Annotated in this window: 13 protein-coding genes; all 13 read right to left on the bottom strand. The window is 50.7% G+C overall.

Going from position 1 to position 15,007, the window contains the following annotated elements:
* Positions 1–77: 77 nt before the first annotated feature.
* Positions 78–860, bottom strand: coding sequence for a YlmH family RNA-binding protein (locus KJS57_RS03930; RefSeq protein WP_213653855.1), 783 nt, complete (start codon positions 858–860; stop codon positions 78–80).
* A gap of 12 nt (positions 861–872) precedes the next feature.
* On the bottom strand, positions 873–1,151 hold the full coding sequence (locus tag KJS57_RS03925) for a YggT family protein (protein ID WP_280520356.1): 279 nt from the start codon (positions 1,149–1,151) through the stop codon (positions 873–875).
* A 7-nt stretch (positions 1,152–1,158) separates the two neighbouring features.
* A complete protein-coding gene (locus tag KJS57_RS03920) occupies positions 1,159–1,608 on the bottom strand; it encodes a cell division protein SepF (protein WP_211019782.1) in 450 nt (149 codons plus the stop codon).
* Complete coding sequence (locus KJS57_RS03915; protein ID WP_213653854.1) at positions 1,608–2,300, bottom strand: YggS family pyridoxal phosphate-dependent enzyme; 693 nt, start codon at positions 2,298–2,300, stop codon at positions 1,608–1,610. Before KJS57_RS03915 ends, KJS57_RS03920 begins: the two co-directional genes overlap by 1 nt.
* 7 nt (positions 2,301–2,307) lie before the next feature.
* Complete coding sequence (pgeF, locus tag KJS57_RS03910; protein ID WP_213653853.1) at positions 2,308–3,159, bottom strand: peptidoglycan editing factor PgeF; 852 nt, start codon at positions 3,157–3,159, stop codon at positions 2,308–2,310.
* A 79-nt stretch (positions 3,160–3,238) separates the two neighbouring features.
* A complete protein-coding gene (locus KJS57_RS03905; protein ID WP_244861389.1) occupies positions 3,239–3,571 on the bottom strand; it encodes a YlmC/YmxH family sporulation protein in 333 nt (110 codons plus the stop codon).
* Between the two features lie 159 nt (positions 3,572–3,730).
* The gene (gene sigG, locus KJS57_RS03900; protein ID WP_211019785.1) at positions 3,731–4,513 is read right to left on the bottom strand and encodes an RNA polymerase sporulation sigma factor SigG; all 783 of its coding nucleotides are present in this window, start codon (positions 4,511–4,513) and stop codon (positions 3,731–3,733) included.
* An 89-nt stretch (positions 4,514–4,602) separates the two neighbouring features.
* Complete coding sequence (gene sigE, locus KJS57_RS03895; protein ID WP_211019786.1) at positions 4,603–5,325, bottom strand: RNA polymerase sporulation sigma factor SigE; 723 nt, start codon at positions 5,323–5,325, stop codon at positions 4,603–4,605.
* A 57-nt stretch (positions 5,326–5,382) separates the two neighbouring features.
* The gene (gene spoIIGA / locus KJS57_RS03890) at positions 5,383–6,381 is read right to left on the bottom strand and encodes a sigma-E processing peptidase SpoIIGA (RefSeq protein ID WP_213653852.1); all 999 of its coding nucleotides are present in this window, start codon (positions 6,379–6,381) and stop codon (positions 5,383–5,385) included.
* 220 nt (positions 6,382–6,601) lie between these two features.
* On the bottom strand, positions 6,602–11,200 hold the full coding sequence (locus tag KJS57_RS03885; RefSeq protein WP_213653851.1) for a pullulanase: 4,599 nt from the start codon (positions 11,198–11,200) through the stop codon (positions 6,602–6,604).
* A gap of 287 nt (positions 11,201–11,487) precedes the next feature.
* Positions 11,488–12,609, bottom strand: a complete 1,122-nt coding sequence (gene ftsZ / locus KJS57_RS03880) for a cell division protein FtsZ (protein WP_211019789.1) — start codon at positions 12,607–12,609, stop codon at positions 11,488–11,490.
* Between the two features lie 54 nt (positions 12,610–12,663).
* Positions 12,664–13,911, bottom strand: coding sequence for a cell division protein FtsA (ftsA, locus tag KJS57_RS03875; protein ID WP_211019790.1), 1,248 nt, complete (start codon positions 13,909–13,911; stop codon positions 12,664–12,666).
* A 186-nt stretch (positions 13,912–14,097) separates the two neighbouring features.
* Positions 14,098–14,865 (bottom strand): cell division protein FtsQ/DivIB, encoded by a 768-nt coding sequence (locus KJS57_RS03870; protein ID WP_211019791.1) that lies wholly within the window; start codon positions 14,863–14,865, stop codon positions 14,098–14,100.
* Positions 14,866–15,007: the final 142 nt, after the last annotated feature.

Genomic DNA, 15,007 nt, shown 5'->3' with positions numbered 1-15,007 from the left:
GAAGCCTGTCTCCAGAACTCTCATTTTATGCGTAGGTAGTTAATTTCGACAAGAATTGCCGATCTCCTGCAAAGAGATCATACAAATTTACCGATTTTTACACGGAGTCTGCCTTTTTTTGTCATGCCATCACATTCGAGCACCTTGAAACGTCCAAAGCCCTGCAAAGCGACGATGTCGCCCGCCTTCAACATTTTGGACGGATCCTCCTCCGTCCTCCAATTCACCCGGCAACGTCCGGCCTTGATCGGCACCAGCACCTTGCTCCGGCTAAGCCGGTAAACATCGCCGGCGATGCCATCCAAACGTAAAGAAGCCGCCGTCAGATCCAGCGGCTCAAGCTCGGCTTCCGCCGTTTTGAGTGAATCCAAATCCATGATATCGGTCATAACGCCAACCCGGTGTACTTGGTGCAGATTCATGCTTAAAAAGGAGGATATTTCTTCCGCGACGATGACATGGCAGCCGTCCTCCCGAACGTGAATATCACCGATTTTCTCCCGCTTAAGCCCAAGCCCGAGCACGGCTCCGAGGTAATCCCCATGCTGCAAAGAGGCCAGTCTCTGGTCATCAGAGGTAATGCTCATTACTTTCATCCGCATCGGTTCCTCGTCCAAGTCCCGGTAATCCGGGGCCACGAGAGCACGCTGCCGCTCTGCACCATTATAACCGCCGTCCAACCGCAGAGCGGCATCAGGATGGCGGTTGACCAGTGTTTGCAATATGAAGCTCTGCCGCGGATCCAAAAAGTCGGTAAGCTTGACTTCATGATAATCCCCGGCGTTTACAACCCATTCCCAGGCCCGATCTACAAACGGACGTTCTTCCGGCTTAAAATGTTCATAAATGTCTGGTCTCATAGTCGATCCACGCTATATGCCAAAAATATAACCCAGCACGGCGATGAGGCCGACTTTGGCTAAACGTAGCGCATACAAGGCCACGATTGGCGAGAAGTCGATCATTCCCATCAGCGGAGGAATAAACCGCCGGAAAGGAGAAAGATAAGGTTCAACCAGCTTTCCGAGCAGATCGCCGATGAAACTCTCCCGTGCGTTAGGCACCCAAGACATCAGGATGTAAATAAGAATCATATAAAAATAAATATTAAACAACAAATTAACAATACTTTCGATTGTGCCGCTTCCCAAGCTGTCTTCACCTCATTCTGTTGTAATCGGAATCCTCGGTCAGTATTTCGGTAATCGCTCCCTGAATTTCCACGGTATCCGGCGTGCACAGAAAAATATTGCCGCCAATCTTGGAAATGCTGCCGCTCAGCGCGTAAATCGTGCCGCTCAGAAAGTCGATAATCCGCATCGCCTGGTCGTTGCGAACCCTTTGCAGGTTGACTACGACACTCCGGTGAGAACGCAAATGATCCGCAATCTCTTGCGCTTCATCATAAGAGCGCGGTTCATAAAGAATCACCTTGACGTTTTTTTGCGAATGAATGCTGACCACGTTGCTTCCCTTCTGGTTTCTACGGGTTTCAAAGCTCGGGGTTTCAAATTCGGGCTCATCTTGTCCCGGAAAAGTTTCGCGTTCCACGATTTCTTCCTCTTCCTGCAGGCCCAAGAAGTTCATGAACCGGTTCATTACTCCCATTACGTCTCTTCCCCTTTCCCTACTAAAAGAGTACCGAGGCGCACCCAGGTCGCCCCTTCTTCAATCGCCACTTCAAAATCGCCCGACATACCCATGGACAATTCCGTAATGGGCTCCTTTGTCACGCCCTTGGCGTTCAACTCATCCCTCAGCTCGCGCAGCCTGCGGAATACGGGTCTTGTCCGCTCGGGATCTTCCTCCTCCGGTGCCATCGTCATCAGTCCGATAATCCGAATATGAGGATACTGCTCCGCTTCGCGAAGGAAGGCTTCGGCTTCTCCCGGGGTAATCCCCTGTTTTGAAGTCTCTCCGGAAACGTTGACCTGCAAAAACACGTTGACCGTGGCGCCCGCCGCTGCGGCGCGCTTGTCCAGTTCCTGGGCCAGCGAAAGCCGGTCCAGAGAATGAATATATTGAAATTTCCCTACGACGTCCTTGACCTTTCTGCTCTGGAGATGGCCGATAAAATGCCAGACTCCTTGTCCGCCAAGCGCCTCCCATTTCGGCACCGCCACACCCGGGCGATTCTCTCCCAAATGGGTAATTCCGCTCTCCAGGACGGAGCGGGTCATCTCGGTTGTCACATACTTGGTCACGGCGATAACCGTGACCTCCCCGGGATTTCTTCCGCTTCGGTCACAGGCCGCCCAGATCCGTTCTTCTACATGCTGTATCCGTTCTTTAAGTGACAAGAAGGGATCACCTCTCTTTCAAACCAACCCAGCTGGCCATTCGCCCGGTCACCCCGTTATGTTTACGGTAAGAGAAAAACCGGTCGCTCTGACAGCTTGTACACCAAGATGTACATTCGATATGTGTCGGCAATATTCCTGCTTTTATCATAATAATTCGATTCATTTCTTTCAAGTTCAGCATGCTTCGGTCTTCCCGGACAGAGGAAACCGCAATTTTCGGCTCCCATTCCTCTCTTGGAATTCCCGCGAAGGCCTCCCGGACTTTCCCCATCACATGCTCATCCACCTCATAGCAGCACTCCCCTATGGATGGGCCGATCGCCGTCCGGATATCGCTCCTGAGGCTTCCGTATTCCTGCTCCATCTTGGCGATGACCGCTTCTGCGATCCGGCCAACAGTCCCTTTCCAGCCCGCGTGTGCCAAACCTACCGCCCGGTGTACGGGATCAACGAAATAGAGCGGGACGCAATCGGCATAAAAAGAAGTCAGCAGCACATTAGGAACGTTAGTTACGAGACCGTCAGTTGCCTGAAATGCACTGTCCCGGTCGCGGAACCCTTTTCCGATATCCTCTTCCCTGACGACTGCGACGTCCACGCCGTGCACCTGCTCGCCGCAGGTCCAGGTTTCCGCCGGGAAACCTAAAGCACCGGCCAGTCTTCTCCGATTCTCCAGCACCGTTTCGGGATCATCGTCGACATGATACGCCAAATTCAGACTATCGTACGGTGCTTCCCCGACACCACCTGCACGGCCGGAGAACCCTGCGCTTAATCCCGGTACAAGGCTCTCCCATACCTTTAGTTCATATTGTTCAGGAATATCCTGTCTAGGATTCCAAATAAACGGCTCCATCATCCATCTCCCCCTGATGTTTGTCTCTCCACAGTTTAACACATCTGCCTCTCGGGAGTCCCCTGCGGTTATACGGCCATTAACGGCGATCGGCCCGCCCATCCCGGTCGATATAAACCGTTGTCTCATAAGAAGGCTGTATCCGGGATTCCCTCAATTCCTCCATCTTGACGAGGACGACGTCGGAGCCGATCTTCACGATATTTTTCCAGGGAATAATCAGATCGGTTCCGTTTCCGAATAGCCCGAGAAACTTGGTGCTTGCCGGTACGACGATCGCCTCGATCACGCCCTGCCGCAAATCCAGCTCAAGATCGCTAATATGCCCTAACCGCTTGCCGTCCACCACATTGATGACGTCTTTGGTTTGAAAATCCGATATCTTCATGCTTGCTCTGACCACATTGTCCATCCATCATCGCCCCCTGACTGCCGAATGCTATCCCTATACTATATGAGCGGCAGCTTCAAAACATTAAAGCCTACCGACAAGATGTTAAAGAAAACGGCAGCCCTTCCTCGCTCCCCTGTCCCAATGACGAAAAAAAGGCCCCGAAGGGCCTTGCAGAGTTCACGACTTTACATGCTTCTGCATTTGTAGGATGGCGGATTTCTCGAGCCTGGATACCTGAGCCTGGGAGATGCCGATCTCGTCAGCTACCTCCATCTGGGTCTTGCCTTCGAAGAATCGCATCGACAGAATCATCTTCTCCCGTCGTCCCAACCGCTGCATCGCTTCCCGCAGGGCGATCTCCTCAATCCACGAGACGTCCTTATTCCTGTCGTCGCTGATCTGATCCATGACATAGATGGGATCGCCCCCGTCATGGTAGATCGGTTCGAACAGGGATACCGGATCTTGAATAGCGTCGAGCGCGAATACGACATCCTCCTTCGGAAGACCGAGCGCCTCCGATATTTCAAAAATCGTCGGTTCCCGGGAATTTTTGTTCGTCAGGCTGTCGCGCATCTGCAGTGCCTTATAAGCGATGTCCCGCAGACTCCGCGATACGCGGATCGGGTTATTGTCCCGGAGGTAACGGCGGATTTCCCCGATGATCATCGGCACCGCATAGGTCGAAAATTTGACGTTCTGCGATAAATCAAAATTATCGATGGCTTTCATGAGTCCGATGCAGCCGACTTGGAACAGGTCGTCCACAAACTCCCCCCGATTGTTGAACCGCTGGATGACACTCAGTACGAGTCTGAGGTTGCCATTCACTAACTTTTCTCTGGCTGATCTTACGTGGTCCTGCTGCAAAGAGTGGAACAATTCACGCATTTCCGCATTGGTTAGAACGGGCAATTTTGCGGTATCAACCCCGCAAATCTCGACTTTGTTTCGGGTCATCAAGTCTACCTCCCAAGGAGAAACATTAATGATCATTATCTCCCGGGACTGTATTTTTATTCCTGAAAAAAGTTCATGCCCGCTCCGGGCTACACCATCTTATTGAATTCCTTACGCAGCCGTTTAATGATCCTTTTTTCAAGACGCGAAATATAAGACTGGGAAATTCCAAGCAAATCCGCTACGTCTTTTTGCGTCTTTTCATCGCCGTCGACAAGGCCGAAGCGAAGCTCCATGATCATCCGTTCACGCTCGCTCAGCTTATCAAGCGCCTTATGAAGCAGCTTGCGGTCGACCTGTTCCTCGATGTTACGGTATATCGTGTCATTCTCCGTCCCTAGTACGTCGGAAAGAAGAAGTTCATTTCCATCCCAATCGATATTCAGCGGTTCATCGAAGGATACTTCTGTCCGGATTTTGCTGTTCCGGCGCAAATACATCAATATTTCATTTTCGATGCAGCGGGACGCATAGGTCGCGAGCTTGATTTTTTTCTCGGGATCAAACGTGTTGACCGCCTTGATAAGTCCAATCGTGCCGATCGACACAAGGTCCTCGATGTTAATGCCCGTGTTCTCAAATTTTCTGGCGATATATACGACCAGCCGGAGATTCCGTTCGATCAGCATCGCCCGGATTGCGGCATCCCCGGTCGTCAGCCGCTGCAGCAAATATTCTTCTTCCTCGCGCGTCAATGGAGGCGGCAGCGCTTCGCTTCCGCCGATATAATAGATTTCTTCGCTTTTCAGTCCGAATAAAAATAATAAACGGTAGTACTGCAGCTGCAGCATCATTTTCCATTTTACACGCATGGCTTATTTTTCCTCCCATATTCCATTCCCGTATTCATGAAGTTCCTAACCCCAGACTCATACACCGGCGTGAGACCGCGCTCCTTGATCCGGTTTCCCGTTGCCGAAGCTCTTCCGATCCGTTCCGCTCTCCTCGGCCTCCCCGGCTAATGACGGATGAATGATGGCCCGATACGCTCCTTCCGAAGACAAACTTCCCCCGTCCAGTCCGACAAGGACACGCGTATTCCTGATTTCCCGGCCTTCCAGCATAACGGTCACTTCATCCGGTTTCAAAGCGACCATAAACTGTGAACCTCTGTTCAATCCGCGATAAGGAACCAGTCTCAGCCGGTCCCGCCAAGGAAACTCCTCATCCTCCGACCATTCCAGAATAAGGTTGTCCGCCTGACTCCCGGCCTCGAGTCCTTTTAAGGAGCCCGGCAAAAATTCACTCCATAACGAAGTCTCCATCACCATTACCGGCAGCCGGCTCAGCGGATCGGTCAATTGATTGCCGGTATCGATCAGTCCGGTGCAGCAAATCTCCGCCTCTCCGATCCGGACCTTTACCTCCGCAAGATAAGAGGAGATCAATTCCTGCCTTCGTCTTGATGAAATCACCAGTTTGAACCAAATCAATACGGCGAAAAAAACGAAGAGCACAAACAAGGTACCGATTTGCAGCGAGAATCCCATGCCCCCGGAAGCGGAATACCAAATTCCATTCCAAAGGTCGCCGGAGCTCTGGAGCAAATAATGTATCCCCAAAATTCCACCGGCTGCCGCAAAATTGACGATGTAGAATGCCCCTAAATTCCGCAAATAGTTTTGCAGACTGCCAAAACCGAAGGCGATCCATAGCATGACTACGGAAAACAGAAATTTCACCAAAAAAGTGAACAGAAACGACAGTTCGGGCAAGAACATCATAACTACGTAGGACGCCCCGACCGCCGCGGAAAGCAACAGCCGCCAAACGACGACTTTCCGTTTCCGCATCCACGCTGTTACGGCCAGAAGACTTCCGTCGATCAGCAGGTTCATCAAAAAAATCAGATCGAGATAAACGACCATGCTTCATCACCTGCCTGAACCTGTTCTCTACTAGAATCTACCTGCCTATGACGTGGAGATGGTTCTCAGTATATAGACTTCCATATGTAAAGTCTGTCTAAAATTGAAAGCGGGAGCCCACTAATTTTGTCGACAGCCAGGAATGATATAACTTAAAAATAGAAAAACCGGCTCAAGGTTCATCTTAACCCTTGAGCCGGTTCTCTACCGCTTGCTATGTTTAAAACTGTCCCGTTACTTCCATCAGCAGAACTAATACTTTTGCCACCTGATCCCGGGTAGCCTGTTCCTGAGGAGCAAACTTGCCTTCAGGCAAGCCGCCGATCATTCCCAGATTTCTTGCGGCTTGCACGCTGTCCAGAGCAAAACTACTGATCTGATCTTCGTCCGCAAAGGAACCGATAGAAGGATTTCCTGCCGGCAGGCCGGCGAGGGAATTGCCTTTCAAATATTCGTAGCCCTTCATCACCATGGTAAGCATTTCTTCCCGCGTTACTTTCTGGTCCGGACGGAAGGTTCCGTCTTCATAGCCAGAGACAATTCCGGCCGGCTTCAAGGCGATTATGAAGCCTTGGTAATACGAACCCGCGGCCACATCACTGAACGGTGCAGTTCCTTCGGCTTCACCCAACTGCAGGGCTCTGCCCAGGAAAGCTGTCAACTGCCCCCTTGTTACCGCAGTCTGCGGCGCAAAACGTTCGTCATCGATTCCTGTTGCAACGCCACGAGCCACTAGAATCTCAATATAGGTTTTGGCCCAGCTGTCGGAAGAATCCTTGAACGTTTTGTTCGATTCCATTACGGAATAATTCCCGGTGTTCGTAGTATCAAAGCTTACGGCCCCGCTACCGAACTTTCCTCCACGGAACTGAACGTCACCGTTATCGTTCAACTGATATACACCGGATTTTCTCTTATCGCTAAGCTTCTGCATTTCTTCCTTAGACAGCAACAGAGACATCATTATCGGCTTGTTAAATGCCGAGATTTCGATTCGGTTACCAGAGTTGTCTAAGGTATAGCCGGTGAAGGAAAGTAGATTTCCGGCCGGCTTCAGATCTCGTCCAGCGACCCCTGCGTTCGACAACAAGCTTTGCGCTTCGGCCCCGTCAACAACGGCAAACCGAAGGTTCATCTCCTGAATTGTGGAGAGATTCATGGCCATTGGACTTGTTCCGGCCGCAATATTTGCCGTTGCATCCGCCGTCCGTACTTTCAAAGCGATTCCGGCAGCTTCCAGCTTGGCAAGATAGGAGCCGGTCAGCGTCAGTTCCAATGTGTCACCCGGCTGTCCGCCGGTGTTAATGACCACGGCTGACCCGGTATTAATTTGATTTAATAGACCGGTCTTCCCCGCTAATTGTTGCCGGATCAAATCCAAACCATTAGTCAACCGATCCAGGGCGGACTGAAGCTGCTTCGGATCGACCTTCCAAACCTTCTTCCCGTCTTTATCCTTCGCTTCATAGGCCGTTACCGTTCCAAGCGTATCCAGCTCTTTCAAAATAGCTTCTGCCGCCTGAGCATCGCTTGCAGGCAGGCTGCCGAGCCGTTTCTTTAAGGAGTCCAAGGAGTTGTCTTTAGATGATGCGGACCCGTTTGACCCGGTATCTCCCCCACCGTTTCCGGGATTACCCGGATTACCCGGATTTCCTGGATTACCGTTATCCGAGCCTTGTGTTTGAATAATTACGGACGTTAATGGCTCAAGTGTTATGGAACTTGATGTAAGCTGGAAACCTGAAGGTTGTGAAACGCCATTCTTGCCAGCCTCATCATTATCGACTAGTACTTTGCCTGAGGTTAAATTCTCCTGCAGGCTCAGCGTTCTCGGCTTACTGTCCGCGTTCACGAATACATAGTAATTTCCGCTGCCATCAGTTGCTTTGTTTTTGTATGCGATGAGCAGATCGCTGTCGACGGCCATTTCAGGCGACTGGATCAGCGTGACATTCTGATCTACAAGCTTCATATCGCCCAACGTAAAGGCATTGGTCGACTTTCTCAGCTCGATCAGTCCTCTCGTATACTCCCTTGTGACATGATTGACAGGGAATTTCTCCGCATCCGTCGCTTTGGTCCAGTCGAACATATTGACCGCATCGGAAGAATCATAGGAATCATGAACGAAATAGCCGAAGGCATTGCCGGACTCATCTTTCAGTTCATGATATTTTTGCTCAGGCAAGCCTTCCCCTTTCCACTGCTTGGTTCGTCCGTATTCCTGCCCCGCATGAAGGAACGCCGTTCCCTGCGAAGTCATAATCAGCAGATTCCCCAAGCGGATGCGCTTATGGATTTCCAGATCATTGGCCGGAACGGCCGGATCCTTTTTGATAGACTGAGCGATGACGTCATAGAGCGGCAGATTGTCATGAGCCTCGATATAGGACACCATATCTCCGGGATCGTCCGCCGGCGTATTGGAAGGCTGAGCCTTGATGTTATTGAATATCGTTTCAATCGGCCTTGCACCGCCGGTAATAAATCTTGGTTCTCCCTCCGAACCGAAGCCGGACTTCAATTCATTCCGGATTTCATCCGAGAATACGCCGACATTATCCGTTTTGTTCATCCAGTCTTGGGTTGCTCCATGCCCTTCCAGAGCCGGTTCCGCAATCCCGCCGCTGAATGTCCGCCAGCCTTCCCCGATAAAGAGGACATCCGGATTGATCTTGACGGCTTCGTCGTAGGCGTTCTGAACGGCTTCATAAGTGGCATCGCCCATCATATCCCAGCGTATGCCGTCAATTTTATACTCATCGAACCAGTACTTGACGGAGTCCACCATTAATTTTTCGGCCATCTTGTGGTTAGTTGCCAGGTTGTTGCCGAAGCCGCCGACATTATTTCCGTTGGCGTCTTTCCAGGCATAATAGTCCGGCACGATGTCGTTCAAGAAGTCGGCTTTGGCCATATGGGTATAGACCACATCAAGAATAACGCCCATTCCCGCTTCATGAGTGGCATCGATCATGCCTTTCAATTCTTCGATCCGTAGCTGCGGGTCTGCAGGGTTCTCGGAATAAGCTCCATCCGGTGAAAAATAATTGTGCGGATCATATCCCCAGTTGTATTCATTGCCTTGTGTCGAATAATCGAGTTCTCTCTCTTCCATGTTCATCTCGTCCCCGTAATACCATGCCATAACGGGGAGCAATTGAACGTGGGTGACTCCCAGCGATTTTAAATAATCCAGTTTATCGCCGAACGCTTTATATGAGCCCCATTTTCCGTTCAAATCGCCTTCAATGGAAGGATCGGAAGTAAAGTCCCTTACATGAATTTCCCAAACGACAGCATCCTCCCGCTTCTCATAGCCGTCAATTTGAGCAAAGTCATATCCTTCGGGATTCGTGTCGCTCAAGTCTACGATGGCCGCCTTACCGACGATATCACCATCAGGACCGGGCTTACCGTTCGTATCCACTCGAAATGGCGCCATGGATTTGGCATACGGATCGAGCACAGCCTTTGTTACTCCTTGATTCGTGACAAAGTACTGGTAGAAGTATCCCTTCAAATCGGAGGTCTGAAAGTCGGCAGGAGACGCCTCCGCCGCCCACACCCCCTGGTCTCCCCGAACCAGGTCGATGCTGCCTATGTAACGCGTCGAATCGTCTTTGTCATAGACGCTTGCCGTAACGGAGCTGGCGGTCGGGGACCAAAGTTTGAACGTTACGCCGCCGTCGTGGTAAGTCGCCCCCAGATCGTCTCCGTCGTAATAAAACATCTCATCCAGCATTCTCCAACTAGTTGAAGCCGTAACCGTCTTTCCGGAATAGGTCACGCTCAGAGGAAGATGCTCAAGCAGACTTGCGCCGGATACTTCCGCTTCAACCGACGTAGTGCTCGTTATGTTTACTTGATTGACTTTAACTTCTGCTCCTTGGCTATCCTTAATCACAAGTTCATCCTTCAAGGCATCTGGTTCCAGTCCATCCGTCATGGTAAAGCCCAGTAAAAGTTTACTTTCGGACAAGACCTCTGCAGATACGAGTCCTACCGGAACTTCCCCGTAAGGAGAGACATAGACATTGTTGTCGCCTTGCTTAATCCATAAGCGGTTGTACCGATCCATTAGGCTAAACGATTTGTCACCGCCGTCCTTCTCGTCTCCATTATTGCGGTTGACGACCAGGAAACCTATCTTTTTGGCTTCCGGCTGGAGCGGAACATCCACATAGGCGCCATAACGGTCAGTTTGCTCTGCGACAAAAGGAACCGCCCCCTTTGGCCAATCTTCGGTAGGTGCCAGCACGTCCCCCCATAACCAAAGACCGTAGGTGCCATAATTCTGGTCATCGCGGGAGTAATGAATCCGGACCGTGTTTGCAGGCAAATCTACAGGTTCATACGAGTAGACTTGATCCGAACCCGCCTTGATCCAGACCTCGTTCATGGCCGAGGAGGACAGGGTCAGGTTTTTGTCGCCTCCCTCCTTCTCTCCCGTAGTTCGGTGTACTACAAGAAATCCGACCTTCTTCGCACCTTCGCTAAGCTTGATATCGAGGTAATATCCATAACTGTCGGCTTGATCAGGATTGAAGGCGCTTGCACCGGAAGACCAGTTTTGCGAAGGCTCCGCTACATCACCCCATAACCATATCCCCGTTCCGTCCGTATTCCCGTTGTAGTGGATCCGGACATGTCCGGCAGGCACTTCAGTCGCGACGCCACTTAGCGAGGCTGCGCTTTCTTCTGGAACGTCAGGAGCTTCCTCTGCAGCTAAACTTAACCCAGCGGAACTGAACAGTAATGAGAGTATCATAAAAAATGAAAAAATGACTTTTCCTTTTCTCTTCTTCCCTAGCTTCATTTTATCCGGCCTCCTGTTTATGCGAATAGAATGTTCAATCTCCAAGTTGCGCAATCGTTTGCGCAATCAGCACTATTCTCCTCCTCTCTATCCTGTAATAGCGGACAAGTCTAATTGCTAAATAATGAAACCGTTTGCATAATATATAACATATCGATTCCTTATTCGTCAATTCTCTAAATACTTCACGCCAGGCCACCTGCCATTACCGGGATGCCGGAAAAGAAAAAAAGACCTCCTCCCAATACAGGGAAGAGGTCTTCGGGGAAGACTTTTGATTATATAGATTATTCGTTATTGTTCCGACGATTCCGGAGGAAAGTAGGGATGTCCAACTGATCCCCGCTTGGCTGGTTCCCGAACGGTCTGAGTGAAGAAGACGTATTGCGGTTCTCCTGCGGTTGTTCGGTTGTGCCTGCAGCAGCAGGTTTGCGGCCCGGTAACATCGGCGGAGCCTTGTGCTCAAAGCCGGTAGCAATCACCGTTACCTTGATATCTTCCTTCATGTTCTCGTCGATGATGGCACCGAAGATCATATTCACTTCCGGATCGGAAGCCGAAATTACGATTTCTGCCGCTTCATTTACTTCATACAACGACAGGTTTGCTCCGCCGGTAATGTTCATAATTACACCGCGTGCACCCTCGATTGACGTTTCGAGCAGCGGGCTCATGATCGCTTTGCGAGCAGCCTCAGCCGCACGATTCTCGCCGGTTGCATATCCGATACCCATGAGTGCGGAACCCCGCTCGGTCATGATGGTCTTAACGTCGGCAAAGTCGAGGTTGATCAAGCCCGGTACGGCGATCAGGTCGGAAATGCCCTGAACAGCCTGACGAAGTACGTTATCCGCTTCACGGAACGCTTCCAGCATCGGCGTTTTCTTGTCGACGATTTCCAAAAGTCGGTCGTTCGGAATGACGATTAACGTATCTACCTTTTCTTTTAACGCCTCAATTCCGATATCGGCTTGCGAGGAGCGTTTGCGTCCCTCGAAAGTGAACGGACGCGTGACGACGCCAACGGTAAGCGCGCCGCATTCTCTGGCAATTTCCGCAATAACCGGCGCAGCACCGGTACCCGTACCGCCGCCCATTCCGGCTGTCACGAACACCATATCGGCGCCCTTCAGCGTGTTTGCGATCAAATCGCGCGATTCCTCAGCGGCCTTCTTCCCGACTTCCGGGTTGGCACCGGCCCCGAGTCCGCGCGTTAATTTATCGCCAATCTGCAGCTTATGTTCGGATTTGGCCAAATGCAGTGCTTGGGCGTCCGTGTTCACCGTAATGAACTCAACCCCCTGAACACCGTTCTCGATCATCCGGTTGACGGCATTGCTACCGCCGCCGCCGCAACCGATGACTTTTATTTGAGCCAAGCTCTCCATTTCAAAATCAAATTCCAACATACTCTTCCATCTCCCCCTCATTGTGCATGGATGGCCCGTCCATCGTAATAATCCTTATATAAATTCGCTGAATAATTTCTTAAGGCGTTCCATAACGCCTGTCTTCCCAACCGTTTCCTGCGGTCCCGCGGGTTTCGGCCGATTCGCCGTTTTCTTCGGGCTTGCATTCCGGATTCGGATGTTCTTGATCACCTTATAAAGGATCCCCACGCCTCCGGTAAATCCCGGATCACGCACCCCGATATAATCGGGAACGGCGATCCGCACGGAAGCGGCCAGTTCTTGCTGGGCAATCTTCAGCAAACCCGGCATGGAGACGGTACCTCCCGTAAGTATATAACCTCCAGGCTGTTCGTTGTAACCGAGTCGTTTGACTTCCTGGCCGATCATTTGGAATATTTCCTGTACCCGAGGCTCCGCTATCGCGGAAAGATCCTCTTGGGTAAATTCCTTATCCACATTGCTGCCAATGCGTGTTACCTTGAAAGTGACGTCCGGCGCCGCATCCTCCATGGACGCGCAGCCATACTTCAGCTTCACCTTCTCCGCCTGGTCAGTCAGCGTACGTAGGCCGTACGCGATATCGTTCGTTATAAATTCTCCCCCAATCGGAAGCGTGGATGTAGCTACAATCGTGCCGCTTTCGAATACCGCGATTGTTGTGGAACCGGCGCCGATGTCCACCAGTACCGAACCCATCGTCTTTTCGTCCTTGGATAGAGCCAATTGACCCGAACCCAACGACAGAAGAACAAGATCCCGCACCTTAAGTCCGGATTTTTCCACACAGCGAAGCAAATTATGTATCGCCGTTTTGGCACCGGTAATGATGGTCGCTTCGACCTCCAGGCGAACCCCGATCATTCCGCGGGGATCCTGAATTCCTTCTAACCCGTCAACCACGTACTGCTTGGCGACGACGTCTATAATTTCCCGTTCCGGAGGAAGCGCAATCACCTCGGCTGCCTTCAGAACCCGATCGATATCGTCTTCTCCGATTTCCCGGTCTTCATTTTGTACGGCTACAACTCCATGGCTCGTTTGGAGTCCGATATGATTTCCCGAAATGCCGACGTACACTTCCGATATTTGAATACCCACCATACGTTCCGCATGATCCACTGCATTACGGATCGAGAGAACCGTCTGGTCAATATCTACAATCGCGCCTTTGCGAATTCCTTCCGAGTCGGCAGATCCAACCCCAATAATATTAAAGGTTCCATTACTAATTTCCCCAATAATAGCACGAACTTTGGATGTACCGATGTCCAAACTAACAATGATGTCATTGTTGCTCAAGCCCCTGGCACCTCCTATTTCCCATAAAAATATAATGACGTTTGTAAAATGCACTCTCTACTTATTCAACGCGGCTTAACCTTTCCCTCTTTTTTCTACAAATTTTTTACTTCCAAGTTTTGCATAGAATCAGAGAAAAGAGGGGGATAGGAAACTAGCCCATAAAATGTATTTTATCATTGTTTGTCACTCATGAGTAGTATCATTTTCACCTTCCGTCTCCTCCCCGGAGGGCGCATAAGGCAGATAGCTATCGGCCTCGAGCAAGGTCAGCGTCCCGGGATCCTGGGAATCCATGATCAGGTTCATGTACTCCGCTTTGTCAGGCAGGACAGAGATCGCGGAAATGATCTCGAAATGCGACCTGGTATACATTTTGATCCGGTCGGGATAAGACACGGAAGGCGACGGCGTAATTTCCGAAATTTCCGAAATCAGGGAATCCGGAATTTTGGCCAAAGTAGCGCATAATTTTGCTAGATTAGGATCATCCCCGGACCAGCCGGTCAAAATCGGTTTTTCGATCGGCATGGACCCGTTCTTCAGATTGATCTTCGTTCCGTTTGCCAACAAGCCGTTTAAGCTGCCTTCCGCGGAGAGCTCATAGGCGACGACCGGGTATTCCCGAACCGTAATTTTAATGCTGCCCGGAAAAGACTTGTCCACGGTAACTTCTTCGATCGACGGCACTTTCGTAAGCTTGTCCTCAATTTTGGAGGCGCTTGTCCCAAAAAACGGGGCACCCGCCTTCAACCCGGAAATCTCAAGCAGTTCCTGGTCGGACTGATACAGATTTCCTTCGAAAGCAATTTCCGAAATTTTGCTTAAAGACGAACGAAAAAACAACACGCAAAGCAGGATAAGCACCAGCAGGAATAAAACTACCGCCACTTTCCGGCTGCTTTTCTTTTTCGGCTTGGGCTCTTTAAGGATAGGCACGTTAGCTTTTGGCATAATATTTCTCCGATATAGTTTATAGAGGTTGTTCAAAAAGTCACCTTTTGATCACGAAGCATTTCAGGGCCCTTAACCGACATCGAATCTTGAATTCAGGCGGGCCTTCCGGTGCTCACGTAGGTTTTGCCTACGCGCCGCT

It is taken from the genome of Paenibacillus vini, assembly GCF_018403325.1.
GTDB classification, from domain to species: Bacteria; Bacillota; Bacilli; order Paenibacillales; family Paenibacillaceae; genus Fontibacillus; species Fontibacillus vini.
This window is presented reverse-complemented; position numbering and strand designations above follow the sequence as displayed.

Excerpts from the sequence above, each read along its gene's own strand:
- pgeF (WP_213653853.1), bottom strand. The coding sequence starts at position 3,159 with ATGGAGCCGTTTATTTGGAATCCTAGACAGGATATTCCTGAACAATAT.
- KJS57_RS03885 (WP_213653851.1), bottom strand. The coding sequence starts at position 11,200 with ATGAAGCTAGGGAAGAAGAGAAAAGGAAAAGTCATTTTTTCATTTTTT.
- spoIIGA (WP_213653852.1), bottom strand. The coding sequence starts at position 6,381 with ATGGTCGTTTATCTCGATCTGATTTTTTTGATGAACCTGCTGATCGAC.
- KJS57_RS03870 (WP_211019791.1), bottom strand. The coding sequence starts at position 14,865 with ATGCCAAAAGCTAACGTGCCTATCCTTAAAGAGCCCAAGCCGAAAAAG.
- KJS57_RS03930 (WP_213653855.1), bottom strand. The coding sequence starts at position 860 with ATGAGACCAGACATTTATGAACATTTTAAGCCGGAAGAACGTCCGTTT.
- KJS57_RS03905 (WP_244861389.1), bottom strand. The coding sequence starts at position 3,571 with ATGGACAATGTGGTCAGAGCAAGCATGAAGATATCGGATTTTCAAACC.
- KJS57_RS03920 (WP_211019782.1), bottom strand. The coding sequence starts at position 1,608 with ATGGGAGTAATGAACCGGTTCATGAACTTCTTGGGCCTGCAGGAAGAG.
- sigE (WP_211019786.1), bottom strand. The coding sequence starts at position 5,325 with ATGCGTGTAAAATGGAAAATGATGCTGCAGCTGCAGTACTACCGTTTA.
- sigG (WP_211019785.1), bottom strand. The coding sequence starts at position 4,513 with ATGACCCGAAACAAAGTCGAGATTTGCGGGGTTGATACCGCAAAATTG.
- ftsZ (WP_211019789.1), bottom strand. The coding sequence starts at position 12,609 with ATGTTGGAATTTGATTTTGAAATGGAGAGCTTGGCTCAAATAAAAGTC.